We start from the raw sequence: 23,769 nt of genomic DNA on the forward strand, positions 1-23,769 counted from the left end.
GTCTTAATCCTTGTTCTAATGGAAGATGCTCTGCGAGAGCCAATTTTAAGACGCACTGACTATCAGCTGGTTACAGCACCATTTTCGGAAAATCCGCTTGATTTTCAAGGAAAAAGTGTACCTAACTGCCCGCAAATATACGAATTTTCCAGATCTCCCCATGAGGCGACACATTATACAGAGTGACTTCATCTACGCCTCTATCAAGGAATTCGAAAGATGCCTCGGTGGAGATTGTGGATTATCCAAAGAGGTACGAACAAATTCTTCCGAAGTTTCATTTGATTCCTCCGAAGTTTCATTTCGCCTCCACGTGGAGGATTTTCATTTTCCACCTGGGAATCTTCTTTTCCAACGGCAGAAGTGATTCGTCCCAACGGGGAGGGTCGCTGTCTGGCTCGTGGGTTCGTGAGTGGTACCTACTACTGGGTAGGTTTGCGGGGGCGTTTCCTTCGTAAAGAGGTATAACTTTGCGGTGTAATAGATCCATACAAGCTGTACACCTCGCAGAAACTGATGGCTAAGGCTCAGCATAACGCATATACCAAGCAGATGCACCGCTACGATGCGCTCATGACGGGACGCTCCTGGTGGGGGCATCTCTTTATGAATGGTCTCTGGCAGGTGAATCAGCTACAGATGGCGGCAGAGGTCTTGGCCATGATCCCCGATGACTTTGCGGGGCGGCTACTAGATGTGCCAGTGGGGACTGCGGTCTTCACCTGCGACAAGTATAAGCAACTTGCCAAGGCTCAGATCACTGCGCTGGACTACTCCGAGAAGATGCTCGAGATGGCTGCCCACCGCTTTGAGGTGGAGGGGGTGACCAATGTATCGCTCGTGCAGGGTGATGTGGGGGCGATGCCCTTTGCCGATGGGGAGTTTGACTATCTGCTCACGATGAGTGGTTTGCAGGCCTTTCCCGACAAGGAGCGAGCCCTCCGTGAGATGCACCGTGTGCTAAAGCCTGGAGGGAGACTGTGTGGATGCTTTTACGTGCGTGGGGAGCACCGCGTGGGCGACTGGATAGCTCGCCATATATTGGAGCGCAAGGGGTACTACTGCCCGCCACACTACACAGCCCCGGAGGCGGTGGCAATTCTTCGGGACCTCTTTGGGGAGCGTATCTCCGTACATCAGTACCACGCTATGCTCATCTGCTCAGTAATCAAAGATAGGTAAGCAAACGAACTATGAATAGTCCGACACCAGATATACAGCAGCGTATCGAGGAGGGTGCCTTGCGGCTCTTCTCTCGGCATGGCTACATAGGCACCTCGATGCGTATGGTGGCCAAGGAGGCTTACGCCTCGCTGGGCAGTATATACTACTATTATGAGGACAAGGAGGCACTCTTTCGCTCGCTCGTAGAGCCTGCGATCAGAGGGCTAGAGGCACTTTACGCCTTACCGCCTGAGGATCAAGATATGGAGATGGATATGCTGGACCCCGAGGAGCGTAAGCGGAGGGGCTACTCGAAGTCACCCTTCTACCAGTACATCATCGATCATGCGGAGGCTCTGCGACTGGTCTTCTTCGCCAGTGCAGGCTCCTATCTGGATCACTACGAGGATCGGCTCAATCAGCTGAGCAACGAGGCGACCATCCGCTACTTCGAGCGGTATCGGGAGCTGCATCCCGACTGGAAAGCCGAGGTCGATCCTTCCTTCATCGATATTTACTCAGCCTTTATCACGGCAACCATCAAAACTATACTACAGCGGTCCGACACCAGTCCAGAGGAGCTGGCACGGTTCTGTCAGTGCCACGAGAAGTTTAGCTTCGGCGGTTGGCGAGCACTCTTAGGGGGCTAGTGAAACAGTTCACTAGACCCTTTTTTTGAACACTTAGCGAAAGACGTTCAGTTTCCCCTCTCTTCCCAATAAGCAAATCAACTAACTAATCAATGAGACGATACAGACTACTATTACTAATCACGCTACTCTCCCTCAGCGCAGCAGTAGCTCAGGAGTACCACTACCGTGGCAACGTACTAGATGACGCTACGGGCGAACCCCTCATCGGTGCCAATGTCTATGCCGAGCCAAAAGGTGCTGGAGCCGTCACCGATGCCGAGGGACACTGGGAGCTCACCTCCAAGCAGCGGGTCAAGAGACTCGTCGTGAGCTATGTGGGCTACAAGAGCAAGCGCATCACATCACCACGGCAAGATGGCAAGCCGATCAGCGTGAGACTAGAGGTCGACGAGACGACGCTAGGCAGTGTCGTCGTCGTTGCCAAGCGTCAGGAGCGCGCTCTGCGTGAGTCCGCTATGCCTATCTCGGTCATCTCGATGCGACAGCTACAAGGTACCGCCTCCTCGATAGACGAGGTGCTGTCTCGCACTACGGGTGTGACGCTGCGCAATACGGGCGGACTAGGGAGTGCCTCGCGCATATCGCTACGTGGACTAGAGGGCAAGCGAATGGGCATCTACATTGACGAGACACCCTTTGGCGAGATGAGCGACTTCATCTCGATCAATGACATCCCGACCGATATGATCGAGCGGGTGGAGGTCTACAAGGGGATCGTACCCTACAAGTTTGGCGGCTCAGCTATGGGCGGAGCGGTGAATGTGGTGCTCAAGGAGTACCCGCCGAAGTACTTTGACGCTTCGTATGAGGTAGGGTCGTACAATTCGCACATGCTCTCGACAGTCTTCAAGCGTACCCTGGAGGATGCAGGCGTGCAGTTTGGCGTAGGCGGTACGCTCGCCTACTCGGACAACAACTACAAGATGGAGTTGCCACACTACAAGGATCGGATCGTGAGGCGCGACCACGATCAGTTTCGGAAAGCGATCCTAGGCGGTAGCCTCAAGGCGACGAAGTGGTGGTTTGACGAGATCAAGCTAGAGTGCGCTGGGACCTACATTCACAGAGAAATACAGGGCTTCGAGTGGGACGTACGAGAAGCTTTTACCCTCTCCAAGGGATTGGCTGTGGAGAGTACCTTCAAGCGTGCAGACTTCTTCCTTCCAGGGCTAGATCTAGACGCATCGGTCGGGGTGGTCTTCGGGCAGAATGGACTGACCGACAAGGCTGCGCATCGCTACGATTGGGATGGCAAGGAGTACCCCGCGGGCTCCTCTTATGGGGGCGAGCTATCGAGCATACCTACCGATGGGGTCAATCGAACGATCAACTTGGTGGACAAGGTCAACCTAAACTATACGCTAGACCGCCATCAAGCTTTCAACCTCAACCTGTGCCACACCTACGCTTATCGCAATCCTACGGACACGCTTATGGATCGAGCTTTGGGCTATAAGGCGAACTTCAAGAGCCGTATGAACAGCCTCACGGCGGGAGCTTCCTACGACCTCACGCTCCTTGATGATCGGCTCCAGAATGCGGTCACTGCAAAGTACTACAACTACCGCTCTCGCTCTAAGGTCATCGGAACCATCAGTATGGGCGACCTCAAGGATGTGGAGACTAACCGACACTTCTTCGGCTGGAGCGAAGCTATCCGCTACCGCTTCACGCCAGACTTCCTGATCAAGGCTTCCTATGCGGACGAGGTGCGCATACCTACGAGTGAGGAGCTACTAGGCAATGGCTACTCGATCAGCGCCTCGACCGACCTGCGCCCCGAGCATAGCCGTGGGGGCAACGTTGGCTTAGTCTATCGCAACTTCTCGCCCACGTCGGGGCAGTTGATCGAGGCTGAGGTCAATGCTTTCGGCTCTTACGTCACCGATATGATCCGCTTCATGCCAGGGATTATCCCCTCCATGAGTTGCTATCAGAACTTCGGAAGCATCCGCACGTGGGGCGTAGAGGGCGAGGTGAAGTGGGATGCCCTCCCCTGGCTCTACCTCTATGGCAATGCAACCTACCAAGACCTCAGAGACACGCGCCGACTGATCCCCTCGACGAATGTCGCTAACCCGACTTACCTCAAGCGTATGCCAAACATCCCCTACTTCCTAGCCAATGCGGGCTTGGAGCTACACAAGGAGAACCTCTTCGGCGGGGAGGGCTACAACAGCCGTCTGATGCTCGATGCCTCCTATGTGCATCAGTACTACTACGACTTCGAGGTGAGCCAGTACCAAGAGCGCAAGATACCGACTGCTCTGCGCCTAGACTTAGGACTAGAGCAGAGCCTGCGCAATAATCAGTGGACGATCACCTTCAAAGTCAAGAACCTGACCAACCAGCGTCAGATGTCGGAGCTAAACCGTCCGTTACCAGGTATTAACTTCTCGGTAAAGCTGCGATACCTCTTCAGATGACAACTACATATTCACCAATTCAAATAACAGATTTCACTATGAACAGATTCAACAAACTAACCAACAGGCTCACCCTTATCGCTACCCTCCTACTAGGGCTAGCGCTCACCAGCTGTGACAAGGAGCCTAAGCCGACACCCCAGACGGGTAGCGAGCGGATTCTCTTCTCCACCTCAATAATGAATGCGGACGGTGCCTCAGGCAATGGTTACCTGCAGGCTATCGGCGCTATCGAGGCGAAGAAGTACGATAACAGCCGTGGCGTGCCGGTCGGGTTCGGCACGGAGCCTATCTACTGCGGAGATCATCTCTACGTCCTACCCGACTATATGGGTATGGGCAAGACTGAGCTCGTCTACTACACCGTAAGCAAGGAGTTGCAGTTCACCAAGCGTGGCGCTATGGAGCTCCCAGGAGGAGCTGGTGCCTGCAATGTGGTCGAGGTCTCTCCTGAGAAGGCTTACATCAGCTTCCAAAACATCGGACAGGTCTGGGCGTTTAACCCCAAGACGATGACCAAGACGGCCGTGATAGACCTCAACCAGTACAAGCACGCTGATACCAATGTGATGCCTGGTGCTATGGCAGTACGCGACGGCAAGCTCTACGTAGGGCTCTGCCAGTTGGACTCCAAGTGGATGCCACTACACAAGGAGGTCGAGCTGGCGCTCATAGACATCGCAACGGACAAGGTGGAGAAGAAGATTTCCTCCTCCACCTCGGGGCTCTCTGTCGCTACCCGTCCGATCGTGGCTAACTCGATCTTCCTCGATGACAAGGGCGATCTGTACATACTCTGCATGGGGAGCTTTGGCTTCAACCCTGAGTTCCCTGGAGGTATCGTTCGCATCAAAAAGGGTGAGACCGAGATCGACCCCTCATGGTCTATGAATCTCTCGGAGATCAACATCGAGGTCAAGGGCGTCCTACCCCAGACGACCAAGCTCCCCGCCAACTACATCGGATCGATGCGCTACGTCTCTGGCTCTAAGGCGGTCGCCATCATGGGCATCTATGCGCTCGACCCCACGAGCAAGAACCCCTACACGGCTCTCTACTGTATTCCTACGGTCATCGACCTAGAGCAGCGTACCATCCAGCAGATTGAGGGTATCCCAGCGTCCAATCCTCACGCATTGGCCCTCGGGTGGTACAACGATCGGATCATGATCGGCTCGGCAGGCAAGGAGCGTAGCGGATTCTACTCCTACGATCCTAAGACAGGCGCTGTCTCCGACGGCCCCGTCTTTGAAATAGAGGGCAATCCCGTCTCCTTCTACCAGATGAAGTAGCCCTGCCACATCACCAAGAGAGGCTCCATCGCTCATTCAGCGGTGGAGCCTCTTGCTTTGTACCATCTTCCAAGGAGGAAGTGTTCAATAGCTCACGAGGAAACGAAAATTCCCCACGGAGGGCCGAAATAAAAGTTCGGAAGAATGAAATGAAACTTCGGAAGTATGAAATCAAAGTTCCGAAGAATTTTCCGACTCCTCCGTGGCGAATTTCAATCTCTTCAGGAGATTTCCCCAGCGCGGCTTCACCGCTAAGCTCTTTTTCCCTATCTTTGTAGAGGATACAATGAGATAAGACCATTATGGCTCACTACAAACGAGTACTACTCAAGCTCAGCGGCGAGTCGCTCGCGGCGGGCTCTAAGCAAGGCATCGACACGACACGGCTACACGACTACGCCTCGCAGATCATCGAGATCAGCGATATGGGCGTCGAGGTGGCGATCGTCGTGGGCGGTGGCAACATATTCCGAGGGATGGCAGGCTCTGCCGAGGGGCTGGACCGTGTGTCGGGCGACCGTATGGGCATGCTCGCCACGGTCATCAATGCGCTCGCCATCAGCGCTGCGATCAATGCGCAGTGCCCCGCCATACAAGGCACGCCTCGTGCGGTCGTCATGACCAGTACGCCGATGGAGCCCTACGCTCGCTACTACGATGCGCTCACGGCTCGCCAACTGCTAGCGCAGGGGCATATCGTCTTCATCGCTGGCGGTACGGGCAATCCGTTTTTCACCACCGACTCTGCCTCAGCTCTGCGTGGCATAGAGCTACAAGCTGACATTATGCTCAAGGGGACCCGCGTCGACGGCATCTACACAGCCGATCCAGAGCGCGACCCCTCAGCGACGAAGCTCTCTCGGCTCACCTACCAAGAGGTGTACGACCGTGGGCTCAGGATTATGGACCTGACCGCTATGACGCTTTGTCAGGAGAACCACCTGCCGATCATCGTCTTTGACATGGACACGACGGGCAACCTGGCTCGTGTGATGCGTGGCGAGGAGATCGGATCAATCGTTTCCTAATCAATAACCTAGAAACCAATCACAACGAAATATGAGTACAAGCCAATTTACTAAACCTGCTGAGCAGTCTATGCTCAAAGCTGTCGAATTCCTCCAGGACAAGCTAGACCGCATACGTGCGGGTAAGGCGAATCCTGTCCTTCTGGACGACATAACCGTCGAGGCTTACGGGGCACCGATGCCTCTCAATCAGGTTGCCACTGTGACTGTACCCGATGCGCGCACGCTCGCTATCACACCGTGGGACAAGAAGCTCATCAAGGATATCGAGAAGGGTATCCTCGACTCTAACCTAGGCATCACACCGACCAACAATGGCGAGATGATCCGCATCGCTATGCCCCCACTCACGGAGGAGCGCCGCAAGGAGCTAGTCAAGCAGTCTAAGGCTGAGAGCGAGGAGGCTAAGATCAGCATCCGCAACGCACGTCGTGACGCTATCGACGCTGCCAAGAAGGCGGTCAAAGCTGAGGATCTACCAGAGGATACGATCAAGCAAACGGAGAACGAAGCCCAGAAGCTTCACGACAAGTACATAGCTCGTGTCGAGGAGGCGCTTGCGGCTAAGGAGAAGGAGATCATGACGATCTAACTCTGCGCCACTCCCCTATCACACTTCACTCTATGCAAGTCACACCTACAGCCTGAGCGGGCAGGCGGAGCAGAGAGACTCTCTTTCGCATCGTCTGACCTTTTCCCCTCAAGCTGTGGGCTGTGGCTTTGCTCTTCCCATTTTCCCCATTTTCCTATCCTATGCGAGGCAGAGTCATCAAGGTCATCGGCAACAACTGTGCAGTACACGTCCCCGAGGAGGGGCGGGTCTACTCCTGCCTGATCAAAGGGCGGGTGCGCATACAGGGCATCCGCAGTACCAACCCCGTAGTGGTCGGTGACTGGGTGCACTTCACGCCTGATCCACAGCAAGAGGTCACTTATATAGAGTCTATCGAGCCGCGGCGCAACTACATCATACGGCGCGCCACCAACCTCTCGAAGGAGTCGCACATCCTTGCGGCAAACATTGACCTAGCCCTCCTGATGGTCACCATCGCTCGCCCTCGCACTTCCTACACCTTCATCGATCGCTTCCTAGCTACAGCTGAGGCGTACCGCATCCCCACCGAAATCCTCATCAACAAGGTCGACGACCTCAAGCCCGACGAGGAGGAGGTGATGCGCGAACTGACCGAGATCTACACCCCACTAGGCTATCCCTGCCACCCTATATCGGCTCTACAACAGCAAGGCACCGATGCGCTGCTATCGCTCCTCGAGGGCAAGTGCACACTCATCGCTGGGCACTCCGGCACGGGCAAGTCGACCCTGCTCAATAGCTTGATACCCGACCTAGACTTAGCCACGCAGGCGATCTCTTCGCTCTACGAGACGGGGCAGCACACGACCACTTACTCGGAGATGTATCAGCTACCGAGCCCGCACTCGGGCTGGATCATTGACACGCCTGGGATCAAAGCTTTTGGCACACTAGAGATGAGCGAGGAGGACACGAGCCACTTCTTTCGTGAGTTCTTCGCCTATTCGAGCGACTGTCGCTTTGCCAATTGCACGCACCTCCACGAGCCTGGCTGCGCTGTCCTCAAGGCGCTGGAGGAGGGACGCATAGCCCCCTCACGGTACAAGAGCTATCTGAGCATTCTCCAGGACGAGCACAGCGGGCCCTACCGACCCGAGCAGTAAGTCCCAAACGCATACACACATTAACCAAACGATTATGACGAAACCATCTAGAAAGAAAAACACACCCAAGAAGAATCCCTCCAAACGGTCCAAAGCTAAGCAACTTAACCTTGACGAACTGACACGAGCCGTCGTCAAGCTTTTTGCTGCAAACCCGACCCACACGTGGAACTACAAGCAGGTCTCCAAGCAGCTTGACATCACGGAGCACCCGATGCGCCTGACCATCAGCCGCATCCTGGATGTGCTCGCGATGGACGACACGCTCACACGTGTCAAGCCAGGCACCTACCGCTACAATCTCTCGGGGGCTCTGCTCTTCGGCACCTTCGAGCGTCGCTCCAATGGACGCAACGCGGTCATCTCTGACGAGGATGGCAAGAGCATCTTCATCGCTGAGCGCAACTCTATGCACGCACTCAACGGTGACCGGGTGCAGGCTCGTCTCTTTGCCAAGAGGCAGGGCGGAGAGCTAGAGGCTGAGGTGATCAATATCATTGAGCGGTCAAAGCATACCTTCGTCGGGCGACTAGAGTTCAAAAAGGACTGGGCCATCTTCGTCACCGAAGACCGCACCCTCTCGACCGACATACTGATCCCGCTCAGCGAACTACACGGCGCTCAGCGAGACTCCAAGGTGGAGGTGGCTATCACCGAGTGGCCTAGCTCGGACAAGATACCCACGGGGCGTGTCCTCAAGGTACTCGGCAAGGCGGGCGACAACGACACCGAGATGCGCGCCATACTGACCGAGTACAATATAGATTACGACTACCCACAAGCAGCTATTGACGAGGCGGAGCGACTTTCGGGAGAGATTACCCAAGAGCAGCTGGCACAGCGAGAGGACTTTCGCGAGGTGCCGACGCTTACCATTGACCCAGCCGACGCTAAGGACTTTGACGATGCGCTCTCCTACCGTGACCTCGGCGACGGTCGCCACGAGGTGGGCGTGCACATTGCCGATGTCTCCTACTTTGTCACCGAGGGATCCAAGATCGACGAAGAGGCTTATGCACGTGGTACCAGTGTGTACCTCGTGGACCGCACGATCCCTATGCTCCCCGAGGTGCTGTGCAACAATCTCTGTTCGCTACGCCCCAACGAAGATAAGTACGCTTACTCCTGTATCCTCACGCTAGACAACGCAGCGCACGTTCAGCAGTACCGCATCTGTCGCACGGTGATACGGAGTGACCAGCGCATGACTTACGAGGAGGCGCAGGATGTAATCGAGGGGCGCAGTGACACCCAGCAGGCGATCATCCAGCCACTCTTCGAGCTGTCCCAGCAGTTGCGCAAGCGTCGCTTTGACGATGGCGCGATCAAGTTCCAGAGCCAAGAGGTGCGCTTCACGCTAGACCCCAAGGGGCGCCCCACGGGTGTCGAGGAGGTGGTAGATAATGAGTCGCACCACCTCATCGAGGAGTTTATGCTTCTGGCCAATCGCACCGTTGCCGAGGACATTGGGCAGGTTCGTGCCAAGGGCAAGAAGGCGAAGAACTTCGTCTACCGTGTCCACGCACAGCCTAGCGAAGAGAAGCTGATGGCGCTCGCCTCTTTTGCCGGTAAGTTTGGCTACAAAGTCAACCTCAGTGGCGAGAATCGTCAGGTGAGCCGCTCCTTCAACAAGCTCCTCGACAGCGTCCAGGGCAAGCGTGAGGAGAATCTCATCGAGACGCTCGCCATCCGCTCTATGACTCGTGCCGAGTACTCGCCTGACAACATCGGGCACTACGGACTCTCCTTTGCCTTCTACACCCACTTCACCTCGCCCATCCGTCGCTACCCCGACCTTATGGTGCACCGTCTCTTGACACGCTACTATGCGGGTGGTCGCTCTGTGACAAAGGGCAAGCTCGAGGAGCAGTGCCAGCACTGTAGCGAGCAGGAGCAGATCGCTACGCAGGCAGAGCGTGACTCGGTGAAGTACAAGCAGGTGGAGTATATGAAAGCTCGCATGGGACAAGTCTTCGACGGAGTCATCAGCGGGGTCGCCGAGTGGGGCCTTTATGTCGAGCTCAAGGGGTCGCACTGCGAGGGGCTCATACCGATTCGCAAGCTCGAGGACGACTACTTTGAGTACGACGAGAAGAACTACCGCCTCCGTGGGCGACGCACCGGCAAGCGCTACAACCTTGGCGATCCGATCACCGTACGTGTCGCTCGTGCCGACCTAGAGCAGCGACAGCTCGACTTTGACCTTGTCTGATACGCCATTTCCTCATGACAGCAACGCATCAGATCCTCGGCAAAACACCCGCGCAGCTCACCGAGCTAGCCGTCGGCTTGGGACTGCCCAAGTACACGGGTCGACAGATCGCTGACTGGCTTTACCAGAAGCATGTCTCCTCGTGGGACGAGATGACGAACCTGAGCAAGAAAGCGCGCGCTCTGCTCGCCTCGCACTACGAGATAGGTCGCGCTGCACCTCATCTTCAGCAGACTTCACGAGACGGGACGGTCAAGTATCTCTTTGCCGCTGGTGGAGGCTTCGTTGAGACCGTCATGATCCCCGAGGGAGACCGCGCCACGCTCTGCGTCTCTTCCCAGCGAGGCTGCAAGATGAATTGCCTCTTCTGCATGACGGGCAAGCAAGGCTTCGGCGCCAACCTCTCGGCGAGCGAAATCCTCAACCAGATCCTCTCCGTGCCCGAGGTCAATGAGCTGACGAACATCGTCTTCATGGGGATGGGCGAGCCGATGGACAATATAGACACGCTCCTACAAGTGATCCGCTGTCTGACCGATCCGCAGGGACTAGCGATGAGTCCGAAGCGCATCACCGTATCGACCATCGGACTGCGTCCAGGTTTGGAGCGTTTTCTGGAGGAGTGCACTTGTCATCTCGCTATTAGCCTGCACAACCCTCTGCCGGAGGAGCGTTTATCCATTATGCCCGTGGAGCGCGCCATGCCCCTTGCCGACACGGTGGCACTCCTACGGCACTACGACTGGAGCCATCAGCGTCGCCTCACCTTCGAGTACATCGTCTTCTCGGGGCTCAACGACACGCCCCGCCACCTCGCCGCACTCAAGCGTCTACTCGCCCAGCTCGACTGCCACGTCAACCTGATCCGCTACCACCGCATCCCGCACATCAACCTGCCCAGCTCCGATATGACCCGCATGGAGTGGCTACGCGATCGGCTCTGCGAGGCGGGCATCCCGACCACCATCCGCACCTCCCGTGGCGAAGACATCAGCGCCGCCTGCGGTATGCTCAGCACCCAAGAGCAGCAAGGCGCATAAGCTCTCACACCCCTATTACGAGACTGTTGCAAAAGTCAACAGTCTCACAATCTTGCTTGCAAGATTGTCCTGACTTTGCAGAAAGGATGAAGCGCAAGGCGCTCAGGGTGAGGTCTGAAGGGAGCATACCTCCGTATGTGACCGAAGCCGAATCCCGAAAGCAACACAGCGATTCGCCTTTATGCAACAGTCACATTATGACAAAAGGTTCTAGCCTCACGAGAGAGGTTAGAACCTTTTTTGTTTCGCCCAGAGCTTGACACTCGCTAGAAGCGGTAGCCCACAGAGATCGCGGGGTATATGTAACCCCCATTTCTATTAGATGCTTTCACAAGATTACGACCTAGACGCAGACTCGCCTCTGCACTCCAACCATTTCGCGTTACATACTTAAACCCAGCCCCTAGACCGATACCGAACGAAGTGCCGCTCACGATCTCTTCTGTTCTCTTCCAGTTTAGCCAATTACCCGAATAGTGCACATTTTTCAGTTTGTCATAGTAGCCAATAGCACTATTCACCTCTATCAAGAACCCCGCATTAGGGCTAGCAATAGAGAACCAATTCCCGCCAAAGTACCAGCGTCCATAAGGCATCACCCCAAAAGTTGGGAAGAAGAGTCTACAAGCCGATTTATCACCTATATAGGCACTCATAGTACAACCAATACTAAGGTTTGGCGCTGTCGCATATTCATACTCCGCAGAGAACTCAGATGCAAAAGGCAACGCAAAAAGGTTAAGCCGAACCTCGTGATACTTGATGAGATATGAAGACTCCCCAACCTCCTGAGCAGCTAGCCCGAGTGAGCCTAGTGTCAGGAAGATCGTCAATAGCGTTAGTTTCGTCCGTATCCGCGGTATCATCGTAGTCTCTTGGGATCTATCACAACACTGCTAGAAGCGGTAGCCCACAGAGATCGCAGGGTATATGTAAGCGATGTTCCACTTACTCACCTTCGCGATATTACGTCCTAGACGACAGCTTATCTCTCCGCTCCAGTTGCTGCGAGTGACCAGCTTGAATCCACCTCCTAAGCCGATGCCCCACGAGATGCCTCTTCGATCTTCGATCTTCTGCTCCCACTTACCAGAAGATTTGTCATAGTGCACATTGTGCAGATTGTCGTTGTAAGCGATCGAGCTATTAGCCTCTAGGAAAAAGCCAGCATTAGGCTTGGCCATAGAAAACAAGAGACCACCAAAGTACCAGCGGCCATAAGGCATCACGCCCGCCGTGGGGAAAAAGAGGACGTTAGCCCGCTCAGTGCCAAAGTAAGCACTGGCCATAACCCCGACACCCACATCTAGTGCCACCGCACGCTCATACTCCAGTGAAACAGCCTGATAAGGTATCGGAGCTTGTAGATTCAGTCGTACTTCGTTGCGCTTTTCGGGCGTCGGAGGCTCAGGCTCGCCAGGCACCACGACTTCCTGAGCAGCTAGCCCGAGGGAACTCAGTGCTAGTAGCATCGTGCAGAGCATCAGTCGCATCAATCGTTCTGTCATCATCGTAACGTCTTTGGGTTATGCCCCAAAGTTAATACTATTCCTGAGATCTGATCTCTGTCGCACTGATTTTCCTAGGACTGACGCATGATAAAAATGAGCTCGTTTCAATTGCTACCTAGGAATTGCCAAAATTCCTCCGTAGATATTTCTGATTTGCTACCTAGGAAATAAAAAATTCTTCGGACTTATTTTTTGATTCCTCCGAAGTTTCATTTGATTCCTCCGAAGTATTTTTTATTTCCTAGGTAGGAATTGGGCAAATTCCTAGGTACCTATTTGGCAAATTCCTAGGTAGGAAATCAGACAAGCTCGTTTTTATCATGCTTCACCCCTACTGATCTCCTCGTAAAGTGCCACGGCACGCTTCTGCGCCTCGGCAAAGGTCGGTAGCACATTCTCACGCCCCAGCTGATCGATGATACCCGTCTGCTCCAGATGCGTATAGACCGCAGGACGCACACCACTCAGTACGACATGCACGCCACGCCTACGCTGTCGCGATAGGACCATCTGCAGGTTGTGTAGCCCCGTGCTATCGATGAAAGGCACGCGACGCATGCGAATGATGCGTACCTCTGGATGGTCGTGAACCGTCACCATCACCTCCTCAAACTTATTGGCAATGCCAAAGAAAAACGGACCCTCCACCTCGTAAACCTCCACTCGAGACGGGAGTTCCACATCTTCATCAGCGAGAGGCTCGTCCGTAATCTCGCCCACGCCGATCTGCTCGACAGAGCTCACGTCGAGGATACGACGGAAGAGCAGCGCGATCGCCAGCAGCATACCCACCCCGATCGCCACCGTCAGATCTGTCAGCACCGTCAGCAGGAAGGTCACCAGCAGGATAACCGTATCCCCTCGTGGGCCTCTAAAGATCGAGACGAAGGAGCGCCAGCCACTCATATTATAAGAGACCACCACCAACACGCCCGCCAGCACCGCCATCGGGATATGCGCCGTCAGGGGCGAGAGCAGGAGCATGATCAGCAGGAGCACCACCGCATGGATGATACCCGCCATAGGAGTCCGTCCACCGCTATTGATATTGGTCATCGTACGAGCGATAGCCCCTGTCACCGGGATCCCCCCGAAGAAAGGCACCACCACATTAGCCACACCCTGACCGATCAATTCGCTGTCAGGGTTGTGCTTTGACCCGATCACACCGTCCGCCACCGAGGCCGAGAGCAAGCTCTCCATAGCGCCCAGTAGCATGATCGTCAGCGCAGAGGGGAAAAGCGCCACGATACGCTCCACCGTGATCGTAGGCATGACGAAGGTCGGCAGCGCACGCTCTATCGTATAGTTGTCCCCGATGTTTTCTGGTCTGAGGTAGCCCAGTTGCTGGAGTCCAAAGCTCACCAGCGTGAGCAGCACCAGCGCCACCAGCGTACTAGGGATCTTCGCATTTACCTTAGGCAAAAGCCAGATGATCAGTATCGTGCAGACCGCAAAAGCAAAGGGAATCCACGACCCCGTCGCAAAGTTGGCGATCAGCACCTGCCACTTGCCGATGAAGTCCCCAGGCATTGACTTGATATGCAACCCGAAAAGATCCGCAATCTGCGTCGTGAAGATGGTCACCGCGATACCCGCCGTAAAGCCCACGATGATCGGATAAGGGATGAAGCGCACCAAGCCGCCCAAGCGCAAGAAGCCCAGCAACATCAAGAGCAAGCCCGCCATGATCGTCGCAATGGCCAGCCCATCCAGTCCGTGCTGCTGGATGATCCCATAGACGATCACGATGAATGCCCCCGTCGGTCCCCCGATCTGCACCTTGCTACCGCCCAGTAGCGAAACAAGGAAGCCACCGATGATGGCCGTCAGCAAGCCCTCCGTCGGCGAGACCCCACTAGCGATACCGAAGGCAATAGCCAGTGGCAGGGCGACCACCCCGACGATGATACCCGCTGTGAGATCCTTGAGAAAGTCCTGTCGTGAATAACCACGTAGAGAGAGAAAAAACTCAGGCACGAGTCCCTTCATGATAGACATAAGCGTAAGATAACGGTTGGTACTGCTACAAAGATACTGAAATTAGAGGTTAGAAGTTAGAGATTAGAAGTTAGAGGTTAGAGGTTAGAGATCCGATCATTCCGACAGCTCTGACAGCTCCGAGGGGTCTGATAGCTCCGATTAGCCTCTAGCCAGTCGGCGGAGGCGTAGCTTGATGCGGTGTGCTTGGTGGTGCAGACGGCGCCAGAGGCGTTTGTGGAGGGGCGTGACCGTGAGACGAGCGATCAACGAGTCTAATGGCTCTGCATTGATTTGCTCGAAGAAGAGCTGGCGCTTCGGTGGCTCCGCGACACTCTGCTCGATAGCGGGATTGCCCGCCACGGCACTTGCGTAGCTCGTCTCCTGAGAGCGACAAGTGAGCTCGGACCAGAGGCGTTGCCCCTGTGCGCTGTGGATCAGCACGACACTAGTGCCTTTGTTCTCGTCCAGCGCTCGATCTAGATCGGGGCAAGTGCGCTCCACGCCCCAATAGTCGCCCAGCGTCAGGTCGCTCTGACTGCGGCCCCCCTTCGCCATGCAGGCGTAGCAACTGGGACGCAAGTAGAGGTCGTGCAGGAAGCCCCGCATATAGATATTGTCTCCGTAAAACTGTCGCACGCCCTCCCCCTCAGTGCTCTGTACCACAAAGTCATAGCGTCGCCACCCCGAGACCGATTTATCACGAAAGGAGATTCCCGTGATCTGTCCCTGCCCTGCTCGCAGTGTTGTCAGATATCTTTGCCACACCATCGGTGAGGGTACGCCGTGACAGACCACATCAACCGTTGTCAAGTTGTCGTAGGCACGCCCGAGGTAGTGGACCAGCCCTTTGATCTGACAGGGAGTCCCAGAGAAGAGGACGGGTCGCCCCTCTTTGAGAAACTGCTCCGCCCGCTGATAGTTATCGCCTATACGGCTCTGCAGGTACTTACTACCCCGAAAAGGTGCCAGCCCCGCCACCGCCTCCGTGTAGTCGTGACAGACGCCCCAGGTCTCATCAAATCGCGCCCCAAAGACCACGCCCCCACGACGTAGCGTCTCCTCAGCAAGCAGCGTAAAGAGCCCTCCCGACGAACTCGTCTCGCGGAGCCCTTCGTCGGTAGCACATGCGGCATAGACAGCCAGTGGCTCACGAGGCGCACCCAGCTTCATAAAGGGGCAGACGCGCTCACACCTATGGCACTCAATGCAACGCTCCAGATCGACGACTGGATAGCCAAAGCCCTCCTCGTCACGCTCCAGTCGTATGCACTCCTTGGGGCATACCTGTCGGCACGCTTCGCAGCCACAGCAACGCTTCTTGTCCTCTATCTGTATCATCGTGTCTCAGTCTCTAGTGCAGTGCAAAGGTAACTATTCGAATCCGAACAGATTCTCTTAATCCTTATACAGCAGGACTGACGTATATACAGACACCTTCGAGTTTTACTCCAATGGGCACCTAGATGTTTTTCATTTCTAGGGAGGATATTGCAAACTCCTCGGTGAGGATTGACCTATCCCCAAAAGAGATACACAAACTAGTGGATACTTATAGATTTTTTTCTATCTTTGTGATAGAGACAGTTTCGTTAGTGACGACCTGCGTCCGGATACTTCTCGCATAACATACTTAAATCACACTATAGCTATGAAAAAGATTCTTTCTACTCTAGCTCTTGTAGCTCTCCTTCTAGGATTCAACGCCTGCCAGTCAGACTGTCCTAACAATGAGCCAACACCTACCCCGACGCCGACGCCTACCCCAACACCAACGCCGACGCCAACGCCGACGCCGACGCCTGGAGAAGACAGTACCTACATCTTGCCTTTCCTCAGATGGTGGGACGGAAGTGATGGAATCAAGGCTTTTGAGTCTGCTCGTGGTAGCAAGCAGGAGTCTTACGATCCCTCTTTCGATCTCTACGTCTATAGCACGGGCAACAAGCTACAACCCAAGATCTCATACATCGTCGGTATGTATGCACAGATGGAGATGGCCACTGAGGTCCTGACTAGTCCTAGCTTCTACGCCTTTATGAAGGAGAATGGATTCGAGCCTACAGGTGAGCCTCAAAACTCAATGCAGTACTTTACCTCTAAGAAGTATAAGCAATTGACCGTCTACTCGGTAGTGGCACCTATAGATCTAGGCGAGGGAAATGTTATGCCTACAGCTCTTGTCTTCGCGATGAAGGCGCCAGAACTAAGTAGCGTACCCTATCCTCTGCTAAATTGGCAAGCCTCACTGGATGATGTCAAGGCCTTTGAGACTCAAGCAGGCTTCACCGGTCCCAAGGAGTCTACGGTCAAGAATGGGGAAATAAAGCGTTACCAATTCTCCAAGAAGACGGAAAAAGATGAGTTTACCGAGCTATTCATTCGTCTATACGACTTCCAGGGCGATAAGCTCATCAAGGCCACCTCTATCGTAATCCCTAATGACTACGTTTACCAGCTCAGTGGAGATGCCATCAATCCTTACCAATACTTTATCAATATGATAAAGAAGGATGGATACGTCTCTCGCAAGGGTGCCAACAATCGTCAGGTTTACGACAATAAGGACAAGGCTAGCAAGTTCACCTTTGAGACCTGGAGCAAGGTCAAAGTGAATAACTTCACGATGAAGGGCGCTGGCATGGCTTTCGTACCCCTAAATGGTCCCGACGAGATTGACTACTAAGCAATAAACCGTACTAGCTACGGTTTGCACTCAAAGAGAGAGGCTGCTGCATTTGCAACAGTCTCTCTCTTTGCTAGTCCTATTTGGACAAGTTTCTGTATCTTTGTGGGCATATCTTATACGAAAGCTCCAATGAAGAAACCGTTTAAGGAATACCAGTCTGCCGACTTCGCACAGATCAACCAGGAGATGCTAGCTCTGTGGGAGAAGGAGCAGCTCTTCCACCGCTCGCTACACCAGCGTGAGGATGCGCCGCTATTTACCTTCTACGAGGGTCCTCCCTCTGCCAATGGTATGCCCGGCATACACCACGTCATAGCGCGCTCTATCAAGGATATCATCTGTCGCTACAAGACGATGCACGGATACCGTGTAGATCGTCGCGCGGGCTGGGATACGCACGGTCTGCCCGTAGAGCTGGGTGTCGAGAAGAAGCTCGGCATCACCAAGGATGCGATCGGTAAGACGATCTCTGTCGCTGAGTACAATCAGACCTGCCGCAAGGAGGTGATGAAGTACACCGCCGAGTGGGAGTCGCTGACCAAGCAGATGGGTTACTGGGTCGACATGGAGCACCCCTACGTAACCTACAAGAATAAGTACATCGAGACGCTCTGGTACCTTCTCAAGGAGCTATACAAGAAGGGTTTACTATACAAAGGTCTATCCATACAGCCCTACAGTCCTGCCGCAGGTACGGGGCTGAGCTCGCACGAGCTAAACCAGCCAGGGTGCTATCGTGATGTCAAGGATACGGTCTGTACCGCACAGTTTCGCATCATTGATGCTCCCGAGTCACTTCGTGGGCGTGGCGAAAGCTTTTTCCTAGCTTGGACCACAACCCCGTGGACGCTTCCGTCGAATACGGCTCTCTGCGTGGGGCCCTCGATCGAGTACTGCGCCGTGGAGACGTTCAACCCCTACAGCGCTATGCCGATCACGGTAGTACTCGCCACGACGCTCCTCGGCAGTTACTTCGACGCTGAGAGCGAGGTGAGCGAACTCCCTGAGACGTGGGACAAGGAGACTTACAAGAAAGCTCCCTGGCACCGCATCTCAACTTGCAAAGGTAGTGACCTCGTTGGCATTCGCTACGAACAACTCATCCCGTGGGTCAATCCTGGTGAAGGAGCCTTCCGAGTCATCCCTGGCGACTATGTCAGCACCGAGGATGGTACTGGTATCGTGCACATTGCACCGACCTTCGGAGCAGACGATGAGCGTGTCGCTAAGGCGGCGGGCATTCCTCCTCTTCTAATGATCGACAATAAGGGGCAGCAGCGCCCGATGGTCGACCTAAAGGGACGCTTTTACAAGATTGAGGCGCTAGATCATCAGTTCCTCAAGGAGTCGGTCAATGTGCCTCTCTACGACACCTACGCTGGGCGCTATGTCAAGAAGGATTACGATCCTAAGGACACACCTGACAAGGAGACCCTGGACGTAGACATATGCGTCATGCTCAAGCATGAGAACCGCGTCTTCCGAGTTGAGAAGCATACGCACAACTATCCCCACTGCTGGCGCACCGACAAGCCTATCCTCTACTATCCGCTAGATAGTTGGTTCATCCGCTCTACAGCGTGCCGTGAGGAGATGATGCGCCTCAATGAGACAATCGACTGGCATCCCGCAGCGATCGGTGCAGGACGCTTCGGCAAGTGGCTGGAGAACCTCCAGGACTGGAACCTCTCCCGTAGTCGCTACTGGGGTACTCCCCTACCTATCTGGCGCACCGAGGATGGCGATGAGGAGATCTGCATCGGCTCTGTCGAGGAGCTTTACAAAGAGTGCGAGCGCGCAGTGCAGGCTGGCGTCATGTCGGCCAATCCGCTCGCAGGCTTTACCCCTGGCGACTACAGCGAGGAGAACTACGACAAGATCGATCTGCACCGTCCCTATGTTGACGAGATCACACTTGTGGCTCAGGATGGCAAGCGTCCGATGCGTCGTGAGAGCGATCTGATCGACGTATGGTTTGACTCGGGTGCGATGCCTTTTGCACAGGTGCACTATCCCTTCGAGCATCGCGAGGAGGTCGAGAGAGGAAAGGTTTTCCCCGCCGACTTCATCGCTGAGGGTGTGGATCAGACACGTGGTTGGTTCTTTACGCTCCACGCTATCGCTACGATGACGCAGGGGAGCATAGCCTTTAGAAATGTCCTCGTCAACGGGCTCGTCCTCGACAAGGATGGCAACAAGATGAGCAAGCGTCTAGGCAATGCGGTCGATCCCTTTGGGGTCATCCAGCAGTATGGCTCAGACCCCCTTCGCTGGTACATGATCACCAATGCCAATCCGTGGGAGAACATTCGCTTTGACCCAAAGGGTGTCGAGGAGGTGAGCCGCAAATACTTCGGCACGCTATACAACACCTACCAGTTCTTCGCCCTCTATGGCAACTTGGACGGCTTCGATCCTGCCGTGGCTCAGATCCCCTATGCGGATCGTCCTGAGATAGACCGCTGGATCCTCTCGCGTCTCAACTCGCTCATCAAGGAGGTGGACGGCAAGCTGGCAAGCTACGACCCCACACCTGCGGGACGTGCCATCGAAAACTTTGTCACAGAGCATCTGAGCAACTGGTATGTGCGTCTCTCGCGCAAGCGTTTCTGGGCTGGCTCTATGACCGACGACAAGCTGAGTGCCTACCAGACGCTCTACCAGTGTCTCTCGGTGGTGGCTCAGCTGATGGCGCCCATTGCGCCCTTCTACGCAGATAAGCTCTACCGTGACCTGCACGAGGAGTCTGCGTCGGTGCATCTCTCCGACTACCCCGTAGCAGACGAGGCGCAGATAGACCTAGACCTGGAGCGCAGCATGGAGCTCGCTCAGATCTACTCAACACTGGTCCTCTCCCTGCGTCGCAAGGTCAATATCAAGGTGCGTCAACCGCTCAGTGCTATCATGCTACCGGTCAACAACCCTGCGGACAAGATCCACATCGAGCAGGTACATGATCTATTGCTCAGCGAGGTCAACGTGAAGGACATTCGCTTTGTCGATCCCTCAGACTCGATCTGGGTACGCACGGTCAAGCCTGACTTCAAGGCTCTAGGCCCTAAGGTGGGCAAGAATATGAAAGCGCTCGCAGCTCAGATCAGCACGCTCTCTACTGAGCAGATCAATGAGCTAGAGCAGACAGGTCAGCTCACCCTGACGATCGGGGATCAGCCTATTGTGGTTGATCTCGGGGATGTACAGATCATTGCTCAGGATATACCTGGCTGGACAGTCGCCAATGAGGGCCGTCACACGGTGGCTCTGGACATCACGCTCACGCCCGAGCTCATCGCAGAGGGTACAGCTCGTGAGTTTGTCAACCGTATACAGAACCTTCGCAAGCAGTCTGGCTACGAGGTCAACGATCATATCGAGCTACTCGTGATGGCTCCCGAGGAGGTTGTACAAGCGCTTCGCACTCATCAGGAGTACGTCCAGACGCAAGTACAAGCCGACACGATAGACTACTCCGAGGTGCTCAGCGATGCCGAGGAGATCGACCTTGACGGCACCCTGATAGCGGTACAAATCAGCAAAGCATAATACAAACCACGGCGCCTGCAGGCGATAAAAGCCTTTTACCTAAAGAGCTTCGCCTACAGCGCACCAATAGATTCACAGATAGTATGGAAGATAGCAGCAAGAAAAGATATAACCCCGAGGAGCTGGAGGAGTTTCGCATCCTCATTGAGAAGAAGATCGCTCAGGCGCGTGAAGACCTCAATATGCTTCGTGCGGACAATGTCAACGACATCAGCGATACGACGCCTACCTACAAGGATCTAGACGAAGGCTCCATCACTCAGACTCGTCTTGAGAACGATGCTCAGGCACAGCGTCTGCAGGACTTCATTGAGAAGCTCGAGGCAGCTCTCCTACGTATCCAAAACGGCACCTACGGCATTTGCTCCGTCACGGGCAAGCTCATCCCCAAGGAGCGTCTCCGTGCGGTACCTCATACGACGAAGAGCATCGAGGCTAAGCTCAATCGCGACAAGCGTAAGTAAAGTCATACCGCTCCCTATATGACTCGAACTAGCCAGCGCCACTGGATTGTCGCAGGGCTCATTCTGCTTCTCATCGTCATTGATCAGGTCGTCAAGGTCTGGATCAAGACGCATATGTACGTTGGTCAGGAGTACCACATCTTCGACTGGTTTCGCATCTACTTTGTAGAGAACCGTGGCATGGCATACGGCGTGGAACTAGGGAGCAAGCTCCTCCTGACCGCCTTTCGCATCGTAGCGATGGCTGGGCTAGGCGTCTGGCTCACCCGCTTCGTTCGGCAGTGCAGGCACTACTCGCTAGGCTTTTGCATTGTCATAGGACTCGTACTGGCAGGAGGCATTGGCAATCTCATTGACTCTCTCATCTATGGACAGCTCTTCACCTCCTCCATCGGGCAGGTGGCACAGTTTGTTCCTACGACAGCAGGAGCGGTGGGCTATGCCCCGTGGCTTGAGGGACATGTGGTCGATATGCTCTACTTCCCCCTCTTCACGACGGTACTACCCGAATGGTTCCCGATAGGAGGTGGGTCGGCGTATACCTTCTTCAGCCCCATCTTTAACATTGCCGACAGCTGCATCACCGTAGGCGTGCTGTCGCTACTCTTCTGTTACCCACGCACCACGACCCGCGCGCTTGATCGTCTCTGGATCTACCTCCGAGGCAAGCATCGCCACTCTAGTAAACAAGCTAAGTAAGCTATAATGCGGGCTTTCAGCGTCAAGGCATCTCTGCTCAAGCTTGGGCTACTAAGCGTACTGCTCCTCCTACTCGGGAGCGGTTGTAAGAAACGCTCCTGGCAACGCATACCGAATGGTAAGCTCGAGCAAATACTCACCGAGCTCTACTCAGCTCGTGGCATAGGTCAGACGCTCTACCTTAGCTCCGACCAGCAAGACTCGATCTACGTCTCCATACTTCAGGCTCATGGTGTATCTCAAGAGGATCTAGACAGCACCATCTACTACCTCTCCGCTTCCAAGGCAAAGCTACTTCAGAAGATCATCGCTCAATCCTCAGCCAGCATACAGAGAGAGGTCGAGATATTGGAGCGCACGACAGGCTTCTTCAGGGCAGGCTCAGAAGGCGACGGGGGCTACTTCTACTCGCCACTACCGGACACCATCTCTTGTCCTGTCGTCCCGCTGTCCTCCTATCCTATCTGCATCAATAATAGACAGAGCGACTACCTCTGGAAGGTAGCTCTCGCAGACATACCCCACCTCCCCGACACCATACATCAGATAGAGATACAGGGACTCATCAGTGGCTCACACATACCAGAGCAGGGACAGATGCCCTGCATAGCGCTCTCCAAGCAGTTAGATGCTAAGATGCCACCTTTAGCTATGGAGAGTGTATCAACAAGGTTGCCCATCGGAGGAGTCTTCGTACTCACCCTAGGGGAATCCGCTTCAGAGAGTACAGCAGAGCCAAGCGAGCCTGAAGAGCCTACCATCCCAACCGATAGTCTATTAAGTAGTCTGACGGATGGCATGACGGATAGCTTCTCCGTGAGTGGTCCGCACAAAGAGCGTGCACGTGCTGTCCCGCACTTCTCTGCAAAAGACACCGTCACCATCTCCATCTACAGCCTACCAACAGACTATCTGGGTACGCAGTCGCTACACTTCAAGCTACATGACCTACGCATCGTCGCTCGCTAGCGTCTACTCGTAGCCCCGTGTGGCAAGCGCAGCATCACATCGATGGCACAACAAATCATCCTACACCCAGGCGAACGGATTGCACTCCGACAGTTGCTTTATCGTGGGGAGCTCCTGCACTCCGTACTACTCACCTATCATGACCGTGAGCGAGGCATCGAGCTAGCCTCATGGCATCACGACGAGCCCCCGTACACACTCTACTACTCAGGCACCTGGCGCCTCATCGAGGACGACAAGACTGACCACCACTACCTATTACGCCACGAGTAGCTGTTGGCTGTTGGCTATTAGCTGTTGGCTGTTGGCTAGTGCCACTAGGAACACTAGAGCCACTAGAAACCAGCCTCTAACTTCTAATCTCTAACTTCTAACCTCTAATCCCTAACCTCTAATTTCGT

At 54.7% G+C, this 23,769-nt stretch carries 20 protein-coding genes; 16 read left to right on the forward strand and 4 right to left on the reverse strand.

What is annotated here, in order from left to right:
• From L215_RS10260 to rlmN, 10 genes are all read left to right on the forward strand, one after another.
• On the forward strand, positions 1 to 186 hold a 186-nt coding region (locus L215_RS10260; RefSeq protein ID WP_211247120.1), incomplete at its 5' end, for a hypothetical protein.
• A gap of 330 nt (positions 187 to 516) precedes the next feature.
• On the forward strand, positions 517 to 1,182 hold the full coding sequence (locus L215_RS0104530) for a class I SAM-dependent methyltransferase (protein WP_025884254.1): 666 nt from the start codon (positions 517 to 519) through the stop codon (positions 1,180 to 1,182).
• A gap of 11 nt (positions 1,183 to 1,193) precedes the next feature.
• Positions 1,194 to 1,814, forward strand: coding sequence for a TetR/AcrR family transcriptional regulator (locus tag L215_RS0104535; RefSeq protein ID WP_027451411.1), 621 nt, complete (start codon positions 1,194 to 1,196; stop codon positions 1,812 to 1,814).
• A 92-nt stretch (positions 1,815 to 1,906) separates the two neighbouring features.
• Positions 1,907 to 4,243, forward strand: coding sequence for a TonB-dependent receptor (locus tag L215_RS0104540; protein ID WP_027451412.1), 2,337 nt, complete (start codon positions 1,907 to 1,909; stop codon positions 4,241 to 4,243).
• A gap of 38 nt (positions 4,244 to 4,281) precedes the next feature.
• Positions 4,282 to 5,535, forward strand: a complete 1,254-nt coding sequence (locus L215_RS0104545) for a hypothetical protein (RefSeq protein WP_025884253.1) — start codon at positions 4,282 to 4,284, stop codon at positions 5,533 to 5,535.
• Positions 5,536 to 5,837: 302 nt separating this feature from the next.
• Positions 5,838 to 6,563 carry a UMP kinase gene (pyrH, locus tag L215_RS0104550; protein WP_025884252.1) on the forward strand — a complete coding sequence of 242 codons (726 nt, stop codon included), beginning with the start codon at positions 5,838 to 5,840 and terminating at the stop codon, positions 6,561 to 6,563.
• 31 nt (positions 6,564 to 6,594) lie between these two features.
• Positions 6,595 to 7,155, forward strand: a complete 561-nt coding sequence (frr, locus tag L215_RS0104555; protein ID WP_025884251.1) for a ribosome recycling factor — start codon at positions 6,595 to 6,597, stop codon at positions 7,153 to 7,155.
• 161 nt (positions 7,156 to 7,316) lie between these two features.
• A complete protein-coding gene (rsgA, locus tag L215_RS0104560) occupies positions 7,317 to 8,261 on the forward strand; it encodes a ribosome small subunit-dependent GTPase A (RefSeq protein ID WP_025884250.1) in 945 nt (314 codons plus the stop codon).
• A gap of 34 nt (positions 8,262 to 8,295) precedes the next feature.
• Complete coding sequence (rnr, locus tag L215_RS0104565; protein ID WP_027451413.1) at positions 8,296 to 10,473, forward strand: ribonuclease R; 2,178 nt, start codon at positions 8,296 to 8,298, stop codon at positions 10,471 to 10,473.
• 14 nt (positions 10,474 to 10,487) lie between these two features.
• Entirely contained in the window at positions 10,488 to 11,513 is a 1,026-nt protein-coding gene (rlmN, locus tag L215_RS0104570) for a dual-specificity RNA methyltransferase RlmN (RefSeq protein WP_025884248.1), read from the forward strand.
• Between the two features lie 266 nt (positions 11,514 to 11,779).
• Here rlmN and L215_RS0104575 read toward each other — a convergent pair whose 3' ends face one another.
• From L215_RS0104575 to L215_RS0104590, 4 genes are all read right to left on the reverse strand, one after another.
• Entirely contained in the window at positions 11,780 to 12,379 is a 600-nt protein-coding gene (locus L215_RS0104575) for a hypothetical protein (RefSeq protein ID WP_027451414.1), read from the reverse strand.
• 30 nt (positions 12,380 to 12,409) lie between these two features.
• Positions 12,410 to 13,024, reverse strand: coding sequence for a hypothetical protein (locus tag L215_RS0104580; RefSeq protein WP_025883274.1), 615 nt, complete (start codon positions 13,022 to 13,024; stop codon positions 12,410 to 12,412).
• A 318-nt stretch (positions 13,025 to 13,342) separates the two neighbouring features.
• Positions 13,343 to 15,025: a SulP family inorganic anion transporter gene (locus L215_RS0104585; RefSeq protein ID WP_082239919.1), complete on the reverse strand. Its 1,683-nt coding sequence runs from the start codon at positions 15,023 to 15,025 to the stop codon at positions 13,343 to 13,345.
• Between the two features lie 141 nt (positions 15,026 to 15,166).
• Positions 15,167 to 16,345, reverse strand: coding sequence for a Coenzyme F420 hydrogenase/dehydrogenase, beta subunit C-terminal domain (locus tag L215_RS0104590; RefSeq protein WP_025883273.1), 1,179 nt, complete (start codon positions 16,343 to 16,345; stop codon positions 15,167 to 15,169).
• A gap of 310 nt (positions 16,346 to 16,655) precedes the next feature.
• On the opposite strand from L215_RS0104590, the gene L215_RS0104595 reads away from it, so the two are divergent.
• The 6 genes from L215_RS0104595 to L215_RS0104620 all read left to right on the forward strand — a co-directional run bounded on the left by L215_RS0104595 (position 16,656) and on the right by L215_RS0104620 (position 23,641).
• Positions 16,656 to 17,690, forward strand: coding sequence for a hypothetical protein (locus L215_RS0104595; RefSeq protein ID WP_025883272.1), 1,035 nt, complete (start codon positions 16,656 to 16,658; stop codon positions 17,688 to 17,690).
• A gap of 132 nt (positions 17,691 to 17,822) precedes the next feature.
• Positions 17,823 to 21,236, forward strand: a complete 3,414-nt coding sequence (gene ileS / locus L215_RS0104600; RefSeq protein WP_027451416.1) for an isoleucine--tRNA ligase — start codon at positions 17,823 to 17,825, stop codon at positions 21,234 to 21,236.
• A gap of 83 nt (positions 21,237 to 21,319) precedes the next feature.
• Complete coding sequence (locus tag L215_RS0104605) at positions 21,320 to 21,700, forward strand: TraR/DksA family transcriptional regulator (protein WP_027451417.1); 381 nt, start codon at positions 21,320 to 21,322, stop codon at positions 21,698 to 21,700.
• Between the two features lie 18 nt (positions 21,701 to 21,718).
• A complete protein-coding gene (locus tag L215_RS0104610) occupies positions 21,719 to 22,399 on the forward strand; it encodes a lipoprotein signal peptidase (protein ID WP_025883269.1) in 681 nt (226 codons plus the stop codon).
• Positions 22,400 to 22,405: 6 nt separating this feature from the next.
• Complete coding sequence (locus L215_RS0104615) at positions 22,406 to 23,368, forward strand: DUF4296 domain-containing protein (RefSeq protein ID WP_025883267.1); 963 nt, start codon at positions 22,406 to 22,408, stop codon at positions 23,366 to 23,368.
• A gap of 42 nt (positions 23,369 to 23,410) precedes the next feature.
• Positions 23,411 to 23,641 (forward strand): hypothetical protein, encoded by a 231-nt coding sequence (locus L215_RS0104620; protein ID WP_025883266.1) that lies wholly within the window; start codon positions 23,411 to 23,413, stop codon positions 23,639 to 23,641.
• The last annotated feature ends 128 nt before the right edge of the window (positions 23,642 to 23,769 follow it).

The organism is Porphyromonas uenonis DSM 23387 = JCM 13868 (assembly GCF_000482365.1).
Classification (GTDB): domain Bacteria; phylum Bacteroidota; class Bacteroidia; order Bacteroidales; family Porphyromonadaceae; genus Porphyromonas; species Porphyromonas uenonis.